Genomic DNA, 15,763 nt, shown 5'->3' on the forward strand with positions numbered 1-15,763 from the left:
GGTTGCATGGATCTGCTGGGCAATGGTCATGAGTCTCCCCTCGATGTTCAGATTGCGGAGGCGGCGAGATCGCCGTCGTAAGCTGCTCTTACAAGACGCTTCATCGCGTCGAGATCGAACGGCCTGGGATTGTTCTTGATGAGCCTGTCGATGCCGAAGGCCTGCTCTGCCGTCCAATCGAGCTTGTCGGCGGCCAGCCCGAGATCGGCAAGGGTGGGGGTGATACCGATCGCTGCGAACAGCCTGCGAATTTCCTCTATCGCGGCGACGGCAAGCTGCTTTGGATCGCCATCCATGCTGTGAAGGCCAAGCGCTCCGGCAATCTCGGCCATTTCGGAGGTGGAAGCCGACCTGTTGTAGTTCATCACGTACGGCATCATGGTTGCGACACCGAGGCCGTGGGCGGTGTGGGTCAGCGCTCCGGCCGGGTACTGGATGGCGTGGGCCGCTGCGGTCCCTGCTGTCCCGAAGGCGCAACCCGCTGCCAAGGCTCCCATCATGACATCGGCCCGGGCCTCTTCGTCAGAACCATCCATGCAAGCCTTTTCGAGACTGCGGCCCAGAAGCTTGATTGCCAACAGTGCAAAATGATCGGTGAGGGTGCTCTTTCCGATGAAGACGTGTTCTTGCGCCAAGGCGGGGTCGGTGCCTCTGCGAGCCGCAGTGAAAGCCTCGATAGCGTGGGTGAGGGCGTCGGCTCCGGCGATTGCGGTCAGTCCGGGAGGGCAGGTCATCGTCAGTTGCGGATCACAAATAGCTACGGCCGCAATAAGATGGGGGCTTGAGATGCCGACCTTCAGCGTGCGGTCGGTGTCGGAGATGACCGCAACCGGAGTGACTTCGGATCCCGTTCCTGCCGTCGTTGGTACGGCAATGACGGGGATCGTGGGACCTGGGACCTTGTACTCGCCATAGTAATCCTTCAACGCGCCGCCGTGGGTGAGCAGCAGGGCCGCACACTTCGCCATATCAAGGCAACTCCCTCCGCCGATCCCGATCACCAGATCGGGATCAAAGCTGCGTGCGTCCTCCACGCATACCGAAACGGTAGCGACCGGAACGTCAGGCTGGACACCATCATGAATCAGCACTGCAATGTTCGCAGCCTCCAGCGACTTGACGATCTCGGCGAAGACGGTCGTGCCTGCGAACCGTTCGTCCGTGCAGATCAGCGCGCGACTGCCTAGTTTGGCCGCAACCGAGGGGAGGGCATGGCGCTGCCCCTTGCCGAAGAGAATTTCACGAGGAAGACGAAGCGCGGCGAAAAGGGTCATTGTCCATGTCCTCTGACGGGTGGATTGTTCGAATAAGAAAGGGCGTTGAGCTCGTCCCAGAGTTTGGGGCTGATCTCGATTCCGTCCTTGTGCGCCTGTTCACGCCGCGACGATGCGCCGTCGCCGGGAACTGTCACGGGGCGCAAAGGATCAGCGGGGATGGAAGTTCGGATGCGCTCGAGATAGTCACTGAAGCGCCGGAGCAAGGCTGGCTCTGCACCGACGTCAATGACAATCAACACATCGCCCTTGTTGCAGATATTGTCGGCGTCGAGCGTGCCGCGCACGTCGGGGGCCAGCGCCGACCCCGCGATCGAGGCGACGAGGAGCTCGAGCGCCATCCCAAGAGCGTACCCCTTTGCATCGCCGAAAGGCGCGATCGATCCCCTTGTGGCAGCCGCGGCATCCGTGGTCGGCTTTCCGTTGCTGTCGCGAGCCCAACCTTGCGGAATGGCGACGCCGTTGGCAGCATGATGGTGGATCTTGCCCATTGAAACGAGACCGGTTGCCAGATCGACAACGAGCGGCCTTCCGGCCGTGGGAACCGCGATCGCGAGCGGGTTGGTTCCCAGCAGCGCGCGCGTCCCTCCATAGGGGTGAACAAGCGCTTCGCTCGAGGACATGGCAATGCCGATCTGGCCCCGATCGGCGACACATTCGACGTAGTGTGCAAGCATGCCGAGATGGTTGGAGTTGCGGATGCCTGCAACTGCAATGCCAGTTTCACGAGCCCTTTCTGCGATCCGGTCGAGCGCGGCATGGGCGACAACTGGTCCCAGTCCTTTCTGGCCATCAACCTCAAGGTACGAGGACGAGCGCCAGTTTTGCATTCCCGCGGCCGATGCGTCGATAAGGTCGCGCTCAATTCGGGACAAGATACGCGGCAGCCGCTGCAGTCCATGGGACGGATGGCCTTTCAGTTCCCCTTCCACCAGCACGCGTGCCTGCATTGCAGCGTGGGCCGCAGGCGTCCCGCGGTCCGCAAGGAGGCGTGTTGCTAACGCCATGGCGCCGTCTTCATCTACCCTCACGACATCTCCGATATAAAATCCTATAGGATATGGGATTGCATATCGCGGAGCATCATGTTAGCGATGGGTTGTGTCAAGAGGCAAAAATAATGCAGGACCGGAATACGACGATGTTGAACGAAGCGCCCGACCCAAGTGGATTCATTCAGCGGAGTAACAGCCTCGCAGGCAGCGTCTATGACGCGATCTTCGCCCAGCTGATGTCCTTGAAGATTGCCCCAGGCGCGAGGATTACCGTCGACAACCTCGTCCGTGAACTCAACGTGTCGCAGACCCCAATCCGCGAGGCGCTTGGTCGACTTGAGGGGGAAGGACTTGTCGTCAAGACCCATCTCATCGGTTACAGCGCAGCGCCTCAGATCGCTCGGAGACGTTTTGATGAACTCTATCAGCTCCGTCTGCTGCTTGAGCCTGCGAGCGCAGCCAAGGCTGCATCTGTCATGGACGAGCACAAGCTCTCTGCACTTAAAGAGGCCGCAGGTGTGATGGGTCGGCGAGACGGCGGCGACGAACGACTGCGCTATTCGACCTTCGCTCGCCAGGACGCGCTCTTCCACGACAAGATTCTGGAAATTGCTGGAAACGAGCTCATTCGCGAGACGCTGAACCATCAACACACGCACTTTCACATTTTCCGATTGATGTTTCACTCCCGGGTCACCGAGGAGGCTCTCGATGAACATGAGGCCCTGATCACCGCGTTCGCTGCGGGCGATGCTTCCGCGGCCGAAGTGGCAATGCGTGTCCATCTCGAGCACTCGCGTGACCGACTGCTCCCCGCGTTCGATTAAGAGGCCGCCGATGTCGAGCGTTGTGAGCATGGAACGAAACGGAGGGGCCTCGGCGACGGAGACCCATAGCGTTACGCGCGCCCCCGTTCTCCGCGCCGAGGGTATCTCCAAGCAGTACGGACCAGTTACGGTTCTATCTGATATCTCGCTCGATATCTTCCCGGGGGAGATCCACGCGGTCATCGGCGAAAACGGCGCTGGCAAGTCGACCTTCATGCGTCTCTTGTCGGGCTACGCCGAACCGAGCTCTGGATCTCTTTCCATGAGCGAGGCTGCGGTCCGGTTCTCCAGGCCGGAGCAGGCTCAACAGGCAGGTATCGTTCTTGTGCACCAGGAGATCCTGCTCGCAGACGCGCTTACTGTTGCAGAAAACCTGTTCCTCGGTCGTGAGCTGATGCGAAACGGGGTCGTCGACGACAAGGCCATGCGTCGTATCGCCAGGGAGAAGCTCTCCGAACTCGGCTGTGATGTGTCACCCAGTTCGCTGGTGCGCAACATATCGCTCGCTGATCGCCAGCTCGTTCAAATCGCTCGCGCGCTTCTCGACGACTACAAGCTTGCGATCTTCGACGAGCCGACTGCAGTCCTCACCGGGGAAGAGGTCGAGCGTCTGCTTTCGATCATCATGCGACTGAAAGAACAGGGCACCGCAATTCTATACATCAGCCACCGGCTCGATGAGGTGCAACGTCTGGCCGACAAGGTAACGGTGCTACGTGACGGCAAGATGGTTGGCAGCTATCCCGGCCACAGCCTAAGCCAGATGGACATGGCTCGCCTGATGGTCGGCCGCGATCTCGCCGCGCTCTATCCGCCCAAGCGGGTAAAGGCGCCAAGCGGCGTGGAACTGACTGTTCGAGACCTCTCGGTGCCAGGTTTCGTCAAGGGCGTGTCCTTCCAGGTGCGCCAGTCCGAGATACTGGGTTTTGCCGGGATGATCGGTGCCGGTAGGACGGAACTGTTCGAAGGCATCATGGGATTGCGCCCGGCAAAAGGTGTGGTTGAGTTGCTGGGCAAGCCCATCGACATCCATTCGCCGCGGGCAGCACTCGATGCGGGCATCGGGTATTTGACCGAGGACCGAAAGGGAAAAGGTCTTCTTCTGCGGGAAGGATTGGCACCTAACCTGACGTTATCGGCTCTCGGTCGTTTTCACCCCGGGCTTCTGATGCACCGTCGCCGCGAGCGGGCCGCACTCGCTGACGCAATCGAGCAATACGATATTCGCCTCAAGAGTACGAGGGTCCAGGCGGGCCAGCTCTCAGGCGGCAACCAGCAGAAGCTGTTGCTCGCCAAGGTACTTCTCACCGCGCCGTCGATCGTCGTTATCGATGAGCCGACGCGCGGCATCGACATCGCCAACAAGGCGCAGATCTACGCCTTCATTCAGCAGCTGGTCTCGCAGGGCAAGACCTGCATCGTCATCTCGTCGGAGATGCAGGAACTGATTGGCATCTGCGACAGAATCCTTGTGATGCGTGAGGGGCGCATCGCAGGCGAGGTCTCTGGCGACGAGATGACAGAACACAATGTCGCGCTTTTGGCGACGAGCGATGCCGCTGAACGTGTTCAGGGAGGAACAAGATGACCGTATTAACAGGCTCCACTTCGGTCAGACCGGAGCGGGAATGGAATATCGGCTGGGCCGACGTCGGACCCTTTGTCGCTTTGGCCGCGCTGATGGTAATAGGCTTTGCGATCAATCCGGACTTTCTGTCCGCGACCAACCTCGGCAATGTCATCACGAGAAGCGCCTTCATCGCCATCATCGCCGTCGGCGCGACTTTCGTGATTTCCTCAGGTGGGCTCGATCTATCCGTCGGATCAATGGCCGCATTCATAACCGGAATCACCATCATGTTCATGAACCGGATGGCCCCGGAGTGGGGGGTAACGGCAATCCCGGCTGGCATGGTGGTCGCTGTCGCCGTGGGGTTGTTCTGCGGCCTGATGAATGGCCTGATCGTCACTGTCGGGAAGATCGAACCATTCATCGCCACGCTCGGCACGATGGGGATTTTCAGGGCGTTGATTACCTACATGTCGGACGGGGGCACCATCCCGATCGACCGCACCCTGCGCGACGCGTACCGACCGGTTTATTTCGGGACGGTCGCAGGTATCCCACTGCCTATCGTGATCTCGATCGCCGTTGCCGCGATCGCATCCTTCATCCTCTACAAGATGAAGTACGGGCGCAAATGCGCGGCCGTCGGCGCCAACGAGGACGTCGCGCGTTACTCCGGCATCTCGATCATCAAGACCCGCACGATCGCCTACGCGATCCAGGGTGCATGCGTTGCAATCGCCGCCATCTGCTACGTGCCGAGACTAGGAGCAGCCACTCCGACGACAGGTGTTCTTTGGGAGCTGCAGGTCATCACTGCGGTGGTGATTGGGGGAACCGCGCTTCGTGGCGGCAAGGGACACATTTGGGGAACGGTCGCTGGCGCGGTCATCCTTGAACTCATCGCCAACCTGATGGTGCTTTCCGACTTCGTCTCGGAATACCTCGTAGCGGGTGTCCAGGGTGTCATCATCATTATCGCCATGCTCATTCAAAGGTTTTCGAAATAATCCGTGTCAGGACCACACGGGTTCACGGTCTTAGGTCCAAATTCTGGGAGGAATGGAATGTCTACTACGAAATGGATAGCGGCAGCGGCCGTGAGTACTTTGTTCATCGCAAGTCATGGATTTGCCGCCGACAAGAAGGTCGTCGCGGTTTCGATCCCCGCAGCCGATCACGGATGGACGGCAGGTATCGTTTATCACGCGCAGGCGGCAGCCAAGGAAATCAACGCTTCATTTCCCAACGTCGAAGTCGTCGTCAAGACCTCGCCCTCGGCAACCGCACAGGTTAGCGCGCTCGAAGATCTCTCGGCAGGCCGCAAGCTCGATGCGCTGGTCATTCTGCCCTACACGTCCGAGGAGCTGACCACCCCTGTGAAAGCCGTCAAGGATTCGGGGACGTTCATCACGGTCGTCGATCGGGGCCTTAACGACCCGACCATCCAGGACCTTTATCTGGCGGGCGACAACATCGCCGTGGGCCGCAATACTGCAAAGTTCATGATCGACAAGCTCGGCGGCAAAGGCAATCTCGTTGTGCTGCGCGGCATTCCGACCGTGATCGACGATGAGCGTATCCAGGGTTTCCAGGACGCCATCAAGGGGACCGACCTCAAGGTTCTGGATATCCAGTACGCGAACTGGAACAGCGATGACGCCTTCAAACTCATGCAGGACTATCTTGCCAAGTACCCGCAGATCGATGCTGTATGGGCAAACGATGACGACATGCTGCTTGGCGTACTGGAGGCCGTCAAGGAGTCAGGTCGCAAGGACATCAAGCTGGCGCTTGGTGGTAACGGTATGAAGGACATTGTCAAGAAGGTCATCGACGGTGACGCAATGACCCCGGTCGAGACGCCTTACCCGCCTGCCATGATCAAGACTGCGATCTATATGACCGTTGCCAACCTCGTCGGGCAGGCGCCTGTGCGAGGAGCGGTCAAGCTGGATGCGCCGCTTATCACCCAGGAGAACGCCAAGGAATACTACTTCCCGGACTCTCCGTTCTGATTATCAACGTCAACAGGGGCGGCCAGCGCCGCCCCACCGCATGACCAAAGAGGAGTAAAATCATGCCAGGCAAGAAGATACTGATGCTGACGGGCGAGTTCACCGAGGAGTACGAGATCTTCGTCTACCAGCAGGCGATGGAAGCGGTCGGCCATACGGTGCATGTCGTCTGCCCGGACAAGAAGGCAGGGGATCTGATCAAGACCTCGCTACACGACTTCGAGGGCGACCAGACCTACACCGAGAAGCTCGGCCATTTTTTCACGATCAACAAGACGTTCTCGGAAGCCGAGGCGCAGCTTGATCAATACCACGCAGTCTATGCAGCAGGCGGGCGCGGGCCGGAATATATCCGCACCGACAAGCGTATTCAGGCCATGGTTCGCCATTTCCACGAGACGCGGAAGCCGATTTTCACGATCTGCCATGGCGTCCAGATCCTGATTGCAGTCGACGGGGTCGTGCGCGGGAAGCGTGTTGGTGCTCTTGGAGCTTGCGAGCCGGAAGTTACGCTCGCGGGTGGTACTTACGTCGATCTGTCGCCGACAGAAGCACTCGTTGATGGAAATATGGTTTCAGCGAAGGGATGGACAGCACTCGCAGCGTTCATCCGGGAATGCTTGAAGGTTCTGGGGACCGAGATTCACCATCGCGAAGATGTGGCTCAGGCTGCTGAATAATCAACCACGTTAGCTATGCTCGATCCGCAGCAGGCAGGGCCGCCAGCAACGGCGGCCCCGGCTTCTTCGGAAATACTGCATGTCTTTGTCCAAGCAGCGTCCCGCATGAACAGGACCTGGCCGGCATGTGCGAGAACCGAGGGTCCAATTTCGGGATCTCAGTGCTGTCGGGCGCGAGCACCAAACATGCTGCAAAGCCCCTCGAGGATCGTTGAGGGGAACACGCCAGAGGGTAGTTGGCCGTCTTGGGCGACGAAGAAAAGCTGCCCCAAGGAAGTGTTGACTGGCGCGAGGGAGACCGTGGCGAAGCTATTCCTTCGAGAGTTCGCGCCGGATTTACGCGTCGCCGGCACCGGTGCTTTGCGTTACGTCAAAGCGGCCGCCAAACCGACGCCGTATGGTTCACGCTCTTCCAGCTGGAGCCGTAAACATGACAATCCCTGCGAAGTCTGTGATGACAACGAATTTGGTTACGGTGTCGCCGGAGACCACCGTGGCCGAGGCGGCCAGGCGCATGCTGATCCACCAAGTCACCGCCGTACCGGTGGTGACACAAGATAACCGGCCGCTTGGATTGATTAGCGAAGGCGACGTGATGCGTCACTTCGGCGCGCAGTTTCAAAGCAAGCGAGCGCAATGGCTACGCATGCTGGCGGAAGGCGAGGCACTCGCGCCGGAGTTCCTCTCCGAAATCCGCCTCAACCAGCAGCACGTTCGCGACATTATGCAGTCGGCCATCATCTCCGCTGATGAGGAAACCTCGATTGCGGAGTTGGCTGATCTGATGCTGAAACACAGGATCAAGCGTGTCCTTATCCTGCGTGACGGCGTGTTGGTCGGCATCGTCAGCCGAGCTGATGTGGTTCGCGCCGTGGTCGAAAGACTGGACGACTTGCTTGAGCCAACGGATTAGCGCTGGAAGCGGATTGGCCGGTGGCAGACTTCGCCCAATACCGAAAAGAGAGAATTCAGATCCTAAGGATGTTTCGTTCGGCGACTTCGGTTCAAGTATTCGATACCACGTCCGACCCATCAACTCTTGAACAGCGCACAGGTCACCTCGAGTTCATCGCTCGAACGATCTCGTCGTCAGCGTCGGGCCTTGTCTCGTAGAGACACGGGCGCGCCGATCTTAGGGCATCACCATCTGGGCGTGCATTACGGCACACAGCGCTCGGGTACCAATACACCCAGGCGCTGGGGCAGGCGGCCCGGGAGCCTCATCCGACACGTTGTCACGTGCGTGACCGAGCTCATCGAGCCTAATCGCAGAATTCGGAATCAATCCTTACTGGAGCTTGAATTCGCCTTCAACGCGGCGCCATTCGTTCGGTCCGATCAGGCGCTGGTGCGTGTAGCGGACGGAATGCAGCGGCCCGTCGAGGTTTGCCTGCCAGTAAGCCAGGAACCTTTGCATCTCAGGGAAATCGGGAGCGAGGTCGTAATCTTGCCAAACGTAGGTTTGCAGTACAGATTCGAAATCGGGAATACGGTAGAGGATGTGTGCAGTGGTGAGCCCGTAGCCATTGAGCTGACATTCCAGGTCCGATGAAAATCGCATGCTTCATCTCCGTTTCATGACATTGCGAATGTGGCGTAAAACTTTGCGACTATCAACGGTTTTTCGAACGAAAAAACCGTGTTTGTTGTTCCTTTCCAGGATGTTAGCAGCCACTCTATACGAGTGCTGATTTTTTCGTTTTGTCCCCTTGAAATCGGAAAAACGCCAAACCAGATCATTTTGTGCACAATGCTCGATTGAGGTTTTGCATCCGCCGGGACCCCATGGCCCCCGGTCAGGGATTGACGTCATCTTTTTTGTCCAACGGAGGAAAACATGTCGTTCCGACCGCTTCATGACCACAGTCTTGTCTCCGCCTGCTGGTGGCAACCGAAGCCATGATCGCAGAAAAACCCAAGAAGGACGCCGCATCGGCAATCCTCGCCGGCGCCGCCATGGGACTCCTAAGGCAATCGATGCTGGTCCGCCCTGCCGCAAGGGTGGGCCTTGGGAAATGGAGGAATAAATGGTTCAAACGATCATCAAGAAGTCGCAAGCGCCGCTCGATTCCCGTGATCTCGAAATTTGCCAGTACGTCTTCGATGAGCTCAGGGCGATGGCGGATGTGCCTCGCGATTCTGAAGAAGCCGAACGGATCGCTGCCATCGTGGTGGAGCTTTATCGCCAGGGCGTTCGCAATCCCGAACACCTGAAAACCATGGTTCAGGCTGCGCGCGGTCTGTTCGAAACGACCGCGTGACCACGAAAGGTACAAGGTCGATTGGACCTATATCAGTGGAGTTGGAGCATGAGAAAGGAAACGGATCACAATTCTGCAGCCAAGCATGCCGTAGCAACAATCAGCGCAGCGCATCTGTTGCACCCGGCTATGCACTTCGATCATCCCCGCGACGTTCTGACGGCGGGCGATATCAGCAAGGACGAGAAGAGGGCGATATTGGCCTCATGGGCGTCCGATATATCTGCAATCGAATCAATGCCAGCCTGGCGACGTTACCCCGGGACAGACCACATCGTCTCCTACGACGAGGTTGTTGCGACTTTGAAGGCTCTTGATGGTAATGATCAAAACATGTTGGCGCAAAAGCAGACGGCTTGCGCCAACGACAACCGTGACCGCCGCTGGAGATGCCTGTCGCGCCCACCCGGCGGCTTCGGTCTGTGCAGCTACCGGAAGGGACGGCGTCGCAAACACGCATTCGAGATCTAGCCATTCCCTCTGATCGTCGCGTGCTTGGCCTGGACGCAGGGATGCTCTATTCACCGGCGTCACCTATCCCGCGCGAGCCGAACGGGTCGCTCACATGCCGATGAGCGCCTCGTCACAACGGCTCGATATCGCGGTCACGGCTGTTGCGCCGATACTCGAGGGACTATTGCCGCTCTTCTCCCGGGCTTTCGGGGCTTTCCTTCACCCTCCCGCGCCGGCGACCAGTCACAGGCGTGTTAAGCAGCAGTGACACTATCGCTATTGATTCGTGTCTCGGTGTAGCGTTCGATCCGCACGCCGTGCAGTTCAGCGTAAACGAGCCGCGGCTTCCGAGCGTCCTCTACGCGTGACGTTGCGGCGTCGTGATTGGCAATGGTTCGCAAGACGTCATCTTCCAATGTTCCGGCCGCTACATCGTGGTGGACATGATCGATCGCACAGGCGATATCCGCATTCACGCGAATGGATGACGCGGTTGGGTGACGCTTCGCTGATCAACTCAAAATCATGCTATCTGTCGTGCTCTTCCTCTTCGGCGCACAGCAGATCAACGAGCTCGGCAACCCTTCCTCCCGGCAGTCGCCGACCTTCACCTATCAAGGCTTCGTCGTTGCTGGCCCATGCAAATGCCTCGGCAAGTTCAGTCCGCGTCGCACCCGTCGCGATGACCTCGGCCACCAGCGTTTCATCGACAGGGCCAAGAATGGCGATAACGTCTTCGGAAGTCATGGTCATATCGTTGCTTCCTTCTCTTGCCTCATCCGAATCTGGTGACGCAGATGAAAAAATCAATTTCTGCGGCGAACAAACCATGGATCCTCGAAGGTGCAACCAGCTGAATTAAATCAGTATTGTTCGATATCCGGATATGGCGATGTGGGCAAATCTCGATTTCCATCATGTTCTGGTCGAACACCGGCTTGTAGAAGGCGCAGTCCCAGCTCAAGAGCACGGCCATCAAGAACTGATCGAAACGAACCCGCACGGCTGTTCGGTGCTGGGGCACTGCCCACAGCATCAGTTTGCCGGAAAGCATGGAGCCGACGAGCCTGGGCCGGCAGGCTCCATAAGGCTGCAAAAGACCGCTATTTGGTCGGGCCAACGAGGCTGAGCTTGCGTAGCACTTCGCGCGGCGCCGGCATACGCCAGACGGTCTGGAAACATTCCACGACATTTCGCGCGGTGACAGCAAGGCCGGGCAAGGCGACCCAGTCGGGGGCCAGGCGGCCAAGCAGAGCGGTCACGACGATGGAGGCCGCGGTTTCTCCCTGGCGGAAGGGTTGCTGCGCGGCGATGGCAACGAGGGGTTCGCTGGCGGCAAGTCCGATAGCGGCTTCCTGGCCAAGGTCCACCGTCGCCATGGAAAGCCTGTGTCCCATCGTGTCGAGAACCTGCGCGGCCGTCATTGCTGGCGTATCCCAGACGACAAACAGGCCGGCAAGCCTGGGGTGGGCTCCAGCGAGGTCTCGCGTAGTCTTCGCGACATCCGACAGGGCAGGGAACCGCCGCACGCGAAGCGTCAGATCCGGGCGATTGATCTGCATCCACTTCACAAAGGCTATTTCGCGTTCGTTCGTCGCGAAGAAATCCGCGTCATAGCCGAGCACGCCTACGTCCGCACCATCAGGCAGATGCGGCGACAAGCCTTCCGCCGCGATCTTCCCGAGCCCGAAATTGTCCGCCGAGACCAGCGAGATGTAGTCCTTGCCTGGAAGAAGGCCGGTCGGGACGTTGTCGAGCAGGACGAGTCTTATGCCGGCCGCGGAGACGCGCGAATGAGCCGCCGCCACTTTCGAATTGGCGACGGGCAGCGATATGATCGCGTCAGGCGCCTCGAGGATCAGGCGCTCCAGTGCTTCGATCTGTACCTCCGGGTTGAAGCCGCAGTCGACCACGTCGATGACCGCGACCCCGCAATTGCCAAGCGTGCCGACGATGCCCGAAAGCTGCTGCTTGGCCCAGTCGCTCTCAAGCGTGTGCAGCACGATCGCGACGCGGAAGCCACTTGCCCGTGCCCGCTCCATGTCCTCGGGCAGGAGCAGCACCCGCTCGGGTGCCGACGCGCGCTCACCATGGGGGCCAAGACCAGTAATTGCCATTCATTCCTCCTTACATGTCCGGCGGCCGGACATTGTCTCCCTTGATGGCCTTCCGCTGGGCGATCTCGTTCTTCATCTGCTGGAATAGCGGATGCGCCTGGGGCCGGCCCGACATGATCCAGTCTCGCAGCATGGGTGCTGCGAACAGGCCTTCGGTCGCGACGATGGCGGCCCCGACAAGCCCCGACGAGCTGCCCATCTGGGAGCGGATGATCTGCAGATCGCGGCTGACGAGCGGGTGGCAGGCACCATAAATTGCCTCCCGCGCCGACGCGAGAAGAATGTCATTGGTCTGGGCGATCGAACCGGATAACACGATGAGCGCCGGGTTCAGCATGTTGGCGAGCGTCGCGACCACCTGGCCGATCAGCCGGCCACTCTGCGACAGGATCTCGATTGCCGCAGCATCGCCAACCTGGGCGGCCTGGGCGACTTCCAGCGCCGTAATGTCGCCGCCGCGTCGCACAAGCTCGGCGAGGACCGGGCTCGCTCCGTTCTCCGCCGCGAGCCTGCCGTCCTGGGCTATGTGGTCCGATCCCGCCATCGCTTCGAGCGTGCCGGCCCTGTCGCCCAACGTCACCGGTACGGAACCGATGAGGCCGACCGTACCCTGAGCGCCGCGAAACAGCACCCCTTCGCTTGCCAGTCCGGCGCCGATCCGTTTGCCGACCTTGACCAGCAGCATCGTGCGTTGATTGCGTCCGGCCCCGGCGTGGAGTTCGCCCATCGTCATCGTTTCGACGCTGGAGCGAAGCCAGACTGGAGCATCAAAGGCTGCAACCAGTGTCTCGACCAGCGGAAAGCTTTCCCAGCCCGGGAGGACACCCGGTGTGGTACGCTGAAAAAGCGCCTCGCCGCCGTCGGAAACGGCGCCGGGTACGGAAATGGAGATGCCGTAGAGCTGAGGATTTGACTGCCGCTCGAGAATCCAGCGGAAGAGCGTCACCAGCCGTTCCGCAAGGGCCGAGACCGGTTGAGCGAGTTCGGTCGCCTCGTGATGTTCCATGAGCAGTGAGCCGGCGAGATCGGCAACGCCGACGCCGAGTGCGGTCTGGTCGAGCGTGGCGACGAGAATGCGTCCGCGATCCGCCGCAAACCGCACGAGGCGTGGCGCCCGGCCTCCGGTGGCGGTGCCAAGCTCGCTTTCATCGACGAGACCGAGTTCGCTGAGCATTCCGAGCCTATCGGCGACGACAGCGCGCCCAAGCTCGCTTTGGCGCTCGATTTCCTGGCGAGTGGTGGCCTGTTCGGTGCGGACAAGATTGAGGATATCGACGAGGCTGGGTGCGGCGGTCTCGGAGACGCGCGGACGGCCTTTGCGGCGCGGATGTCCATCAGTTTGCATGCTCGCCGTCGTCGGCATGGTTTTTCCTTCCTGGCCGCTTCGCCTTCCTTCCCTTGATAAAGCTGCTCGTTTCGACTGGCAACACCATACTTTTGCATTAAAACAGCAAAAGAAAGCCATGATATGCAGATAAATAATTGACATCGATTTTTCTTCGACGTAAGACTTGCTGCAAGTCACGACGGTCACTGGGAGGAGGCGCCGATGTCGAACTTCAAGCTCGCTTATCATGCGAATTGCTGGGGCAGCCTTGGCGGGGATCCCGTCGGCGTTACGTCGATCACCAATCTCGCCTACCGGACGTTCGGCGACATGCGTCGCGCCTTCGCTGATATCGCCGTGGCGGGCTACGAGGGTGTCGAGCTTTTCGACGGCAACCTTCTCGATTTTAGGTCCGAAGACATGCGCTCCCTGCTTGCCGACAACGGTCTCGCGCTCGTTGCGACCTATGCCGGCGGCAATTTCATCTTCGATGATATCTTGCCAGAGGAGCTTGCCCGGGTCGTTCGTGCCGCCGATCGCGCCGCTGAACTCGGGGCGCCGCATCTCGTTGTCGGTGGCGGCGCGAAGCGCTTCGATGGCATCCGCGAGGCGGATTATCACAAGCTCGCGGCAGCACTCGACCGGGTGAAGGAGATCGCCGAAGCGCGGGGTCTTACCGCCCACTATCACCCGCATCTTTCCACGATCGTCGAAGGACCGGCGCAAGTGCGCAAGATCTTTGCGCTCACCGGTATCAATTTCTGCCCGGACACGGCCCATCTCGCCGCTGCCGGCGGCGATCCCGCGGCGCTGGTCCGCGAGCACGCGGCACGCATCTCCTATGTGCACCTGAAAGGGTATCAGAGAGAGCCCTTCGCCTTCACACCGATCGATCGCGGCGACGTCCCAACGGACGGGATCATCGCGGCCCTACGAGAGACCGGCTTTGCCGGCTGGCTTTGTACCGAACTCGATTCCTGGCCTGATCCGCTGGAGGGAGCGAAAGCGAGCATGGCCTATCTTAAATCGGCCTGACGGCCGTGACCGGGGCTGGAGCCCCATTTTCGGGAGGAAAAGTGATGATAAAAAGACGAACTCTGTTAGGCACGGCCGCCGTGCTGGCGCTCACTCTTGCACATGGCGTACCGGCATTCGCCGATCCGGACAGCGCGCTGGCGCAACTTCAGAAGACAGTTCTCTCCAAGGGACCTTCGGGCGAATCTCCGTCGCCGGCCTCCGATGTGACGCTGACTGACGAAGAACTGACCAAGATCAAGGCGATGAACGCGACGGCTGCGATCGTCATGCACTACGGCGGCAACGACTGGTCGCGCGCCCAGATCAACGGTCTGAAGACACAGTTTGCCGCCATGGGCATCAAGGTGCTTGCCGTGACCGACGCCGGCTTCAAGCCGGAAAAGCAGGTCTCCGACATTGAGACCATCATGGCGCAGAAGCCGAGCATAATCGTCTCGATCCCGACAGACCCTACGGCGACCGCCGGGGCATACAGGGCGGCAGCGGAGGCCGGCACCAAGCTCGTTTTCATGGATAACGTGCCGACCGGTTTCGTGGCCGGGAAGGACTACGTTTCGGTCGTGTCGGCAGACAACTACGGCAACGGCGTCGCCGCGGCACATCTCATGGCGAAGGCGCTGAAGGGAGAAGGCGATATCGGACTGGTCTTCCATGCCGCCGACTTCTTCGTTACCAAGCAGCGCTACGATGGCTTCAAGGCGACGATCGCGTCCGACTACCCCAATATCAAGATCGTGGCCGAGCAGGGCATCGGCGGACCAGATTTCTCGGGCGATGCGGAAAAGGCGGCTTCGGCTATCCTCACCTCCAATCCGACCATCAAGGGCATTTGGGCGGTTTGGGACGTGCCGGCCGAAGGTGTGATCTCGGCAGCGCGCGTTGCCGGTCGAGACGATCTCGCCATCACCACGATCGATCTCGGCGAGAACGTGGCGATCTCGATGGCCCAGGGTGGTTTCGTCAAGGGGCTTGGCGCGCAGCGGCCCTACGACGCCGGCGTGGTCGAAGCCAAGCTTGCCGGCTATGCGCTGCTCGATAAGCAAGCACCCGCCTTCGTCGCGCTGCCGGCGCTACCGGTGACGCGCGAGACGCTGCTCGAGGGCTGGAAGGCGGTCTATTCAACCGAGGCGACCGACAACATCAAGTCAAGCCTCGGACAGTGACCGACCACGCCCGGGGCGCGACGACCGTGCCCCGGGCCGAATG

The 15,763-nt window shown here is 60.0% G+C and carries 17 protein-coding genes; 10 read left to right on the forward strand and 7 right to left on the reverse strand.

The features are described 5' to 3' along the window. Positions 1-47: 47 nt before the first annotated feature. Together A6U87_RS06495 and A6U87_RS06500 are read right to left on the reverse strand one after the other, a co-directional pair. A complete protein-coding gene (locus tag A6U87_RS06495; RefSeq protein WP_065690420.1) occupies positions 48-1,274 on the reverse strand; it encodes an iron-containing alcohol dehydrogenase in 1,227 nt (408 codons plus the stop codon). Next, a complete protein-coding gene (locus A6U87_RS06500) occupies positions 1,271-2,305 on the reverse strand; it encodes an Ldh family oxidoreductase (protein ID WP_065690421.1) in 1,035 nt (344 codons plus the stop codon). Before A6U87_RS06500 ends, A6U87_RS06495 begins: the two co-directional genes overlap by 4 nt. A gap of 110 nt (positions 2,306-2,415) precedes the next feature. Between A6U87_RS06500 and A6U87_RS06505 the strand changes: the two genes are divergently transcribed. The 6 genes from A6U87_RS06505 (at position 2,416) to A6U87_RS06530 (ending at position 8,274) form a co-directional block, all read left to right on the forward strand. Then, positions 2,416-3,096, forward strand: coding sequence for a GntR family transcriptional regulator (locus tag A6U87_RS06505; protein WP_065690488.1), 681 nt, complete (start codon positions 2,416-2,418; stop codon positions 3,094-3,096). 28 nt (positions 3,097-3,124) lie between these two features. After that, positions 3,125-4,684 (forward strand): sugar ABC transporter ATP-binding protein, encoded by a 1,560-nt coding sequence (locus A6U87_RS06510; protein ID WP_065690489.1) that lies wholly within the window; start codon positions 3,125-3,127, stop codon positions 4,682-4,684. Then, a complete protein-coding gene (locus A6U87_RS06515; RefSeq protein WP_065690422.1) occupies positions 4,681-5,673 on the forward strand; it encodes an ABC transporter permease in 993 nt (330 codons plus the stop codon). The genes A6U87_RS06510 and A6U87_RS06515 overlap by 4 nt, the downstream gene beginning before the upstream one ends. Positions 5,674-5,730: 57 nt before the next feature. Beyond that, positions 5,731-6,681 carry a substrate-binding domain-containing protein gene (locus A6U87_RS06520; RefSeq protein WP_141683918.1) on the forward strand — a complete coding sequence of 317 codons (951 nt, stop codon included), beginning with the start codon at positions 5,731-5,733 and terminating at the stop codon, positions 6,679-6,681. 62 nt (positions 6,682-6,743) lie between these two features. After that, positions 6,744-7,361, forward strand: coding sequence for a DJ-1/PfpI family protein (locus A6U87_RS06525; protein ID WP_065690424.1), 618 nt, complete (start codon positions 6,744-6,746; stop codon positions 7,359-7,361). Positions 7,362-7,815: 454 nt separating this feature from the next. Then, positions 7,816-8,274, forward strand: coding sequence for a CBS domain-containing protein (locus tag A6U87_RS06530; protein ID WP_275078378.1), 459 nt, complete (start codon positions 7,816-7,818; stop codon positions 8,272-8,274). Positions 8,275-8,649: 375 nt separating this feature from the next. Here A6U87_RS06530 and A6U87_RS06535 read toward each other — a convergent pair whose 3' ends face one another. Further along, positions 8,650-8,922 carry an usg protein gene (locus tag A6U87_RS06535; protein WP_065690426.1) on the reverse strand — a complete coding sequence of 91 codons (273 nt, stop codon included), beginning with the start codon at positions 8,920-8,922 and terminating at the stop codon, positions 8,650-8,652. 466 nt (positions 8,923-9,388) lie between these two features. Between A6U87_RS06535 and A6U87_RS06540 the strand changes: the two genes are divergently transcribed. Together A6U87_RS06540 and A6U87_RS06545 are read left to right on the forward strand one after the other, a co-directional pair. Further along, positions 9,389-9,622: a hypothetical protein gene (locus A6U87_RS06540; protein WP_065690427.1), complete on the forward strand. Its 234-nt coding sequence runs from the start codon at positions 9,389-9,391 to the stop codon at positions 9,620-9,622. 48 nt (positions 9,623-9,670) lie between these two features. After that, positions 9,671-10,093 (forward strand): hypothetical protein, encoded by a 423-nt coding sequence (locus tag A6U87_RS06545; RefSeq protein ID WP_065690428.1) that lies wholly within the window; start codon positions 9,671-9,673, stop codon positions 10,091-10,093. Between the two features lie 510 nt (positions 10,094-10,603). On the opposite strand, the gene A6U87_RS06555 is transcribed toward A6U87_RS06545, so the two are convergent. The 4 genes from A6U87_RS06555 to A6U87_RS06570 are packed head-to-tail and all read right to left on the reverse strand — an operon-like array spanning position 10,604 to position 13,555. Further along, complete coding sequence (locus tag A6U87_RS06555) at positions 10,604-10,828, reverse strand: hypothetical protein (RefSeq protein WP_065690430.1); 225 nt, start codon at positions 10,826-10,828, stop codon at positions 10,604-10,606. Between the two features lie 22 nt (positions 10,829-10,850). After that, positions 10,851-11,129 (reverse strand): hypothetical protein, encoded by a 279-nt coding sequence (locus tag A6U87_RS06560; RefSeq protein WP_065690431.1) that lies wholly within the window; start codon positions 11,127-11,129, stop codon positions 10,851-10,853. A 49-nt stretch (positions 11,130-11,178) separates the two neighbouring features. Then, complete coding sequence (locus A6U87_RS06565) at positions 11,179-12,192, reverse strand: substrate-binding domain-containing protein (RefSeq protein ID WP_065690432.1); 1,014 nt, start codon at positions 12,190-12,192, stop codon at positions 11,179-11,181. A 10-nt stretch (positions 12,193-12,202) separates the two neighbouring features. Continuing rightward, entirely contained in the window at positions 12,203-13,555 is a 1,353-nt protein-coding gene (locus A6U87_RS06570; RefSeq protein WP_065690433.1) for an ROK family protein, read from the reverse strand. A 186-nt stretch (positions 13,556-13,741) separates the two neighbouring features. Between A6U87_RS06570 and A6U87_RS06575 the strand changes: the two genes are divergently transcribed. Continuing rightward, positions 13,742-14,554 (forward strand): sugar phosphate isomerase/epimerase, encoded by an 813-nt coding sequence (locus A6U87_RS06575; protein WP_065690434.1) that lies wholly within the window; start codon positions 13,742-13,744, stop codon positions 14,552-14,554. A gap of 44 nt (positions 14,555-14,598) precedes the next feature. Beyond that, on the forward strand, positions 14,599-15,720 hold the full coding sequence (locus tag A6U87_RS06580; protein ID WP_083199300.1) for a substrate-binding domain-containing protein: 1,122 nt from the start codon (positions 14,599-14,601) through the stop codon (positions 15,718-15,720). Positions 15,721-15,763 lie beyond the last annotated feature (43 nt).

Origin of the sequence: Rhizobium sp. AC44/96, from assembly GCF_001692185.1 — a bacterium.
In the GTDB taxonomy this organism is placed as follows: Bacteria; Pseudomonadota; Alphaproteobacteria; order Rhizobiales; family Rhizobiaceae; genus Rhizobium.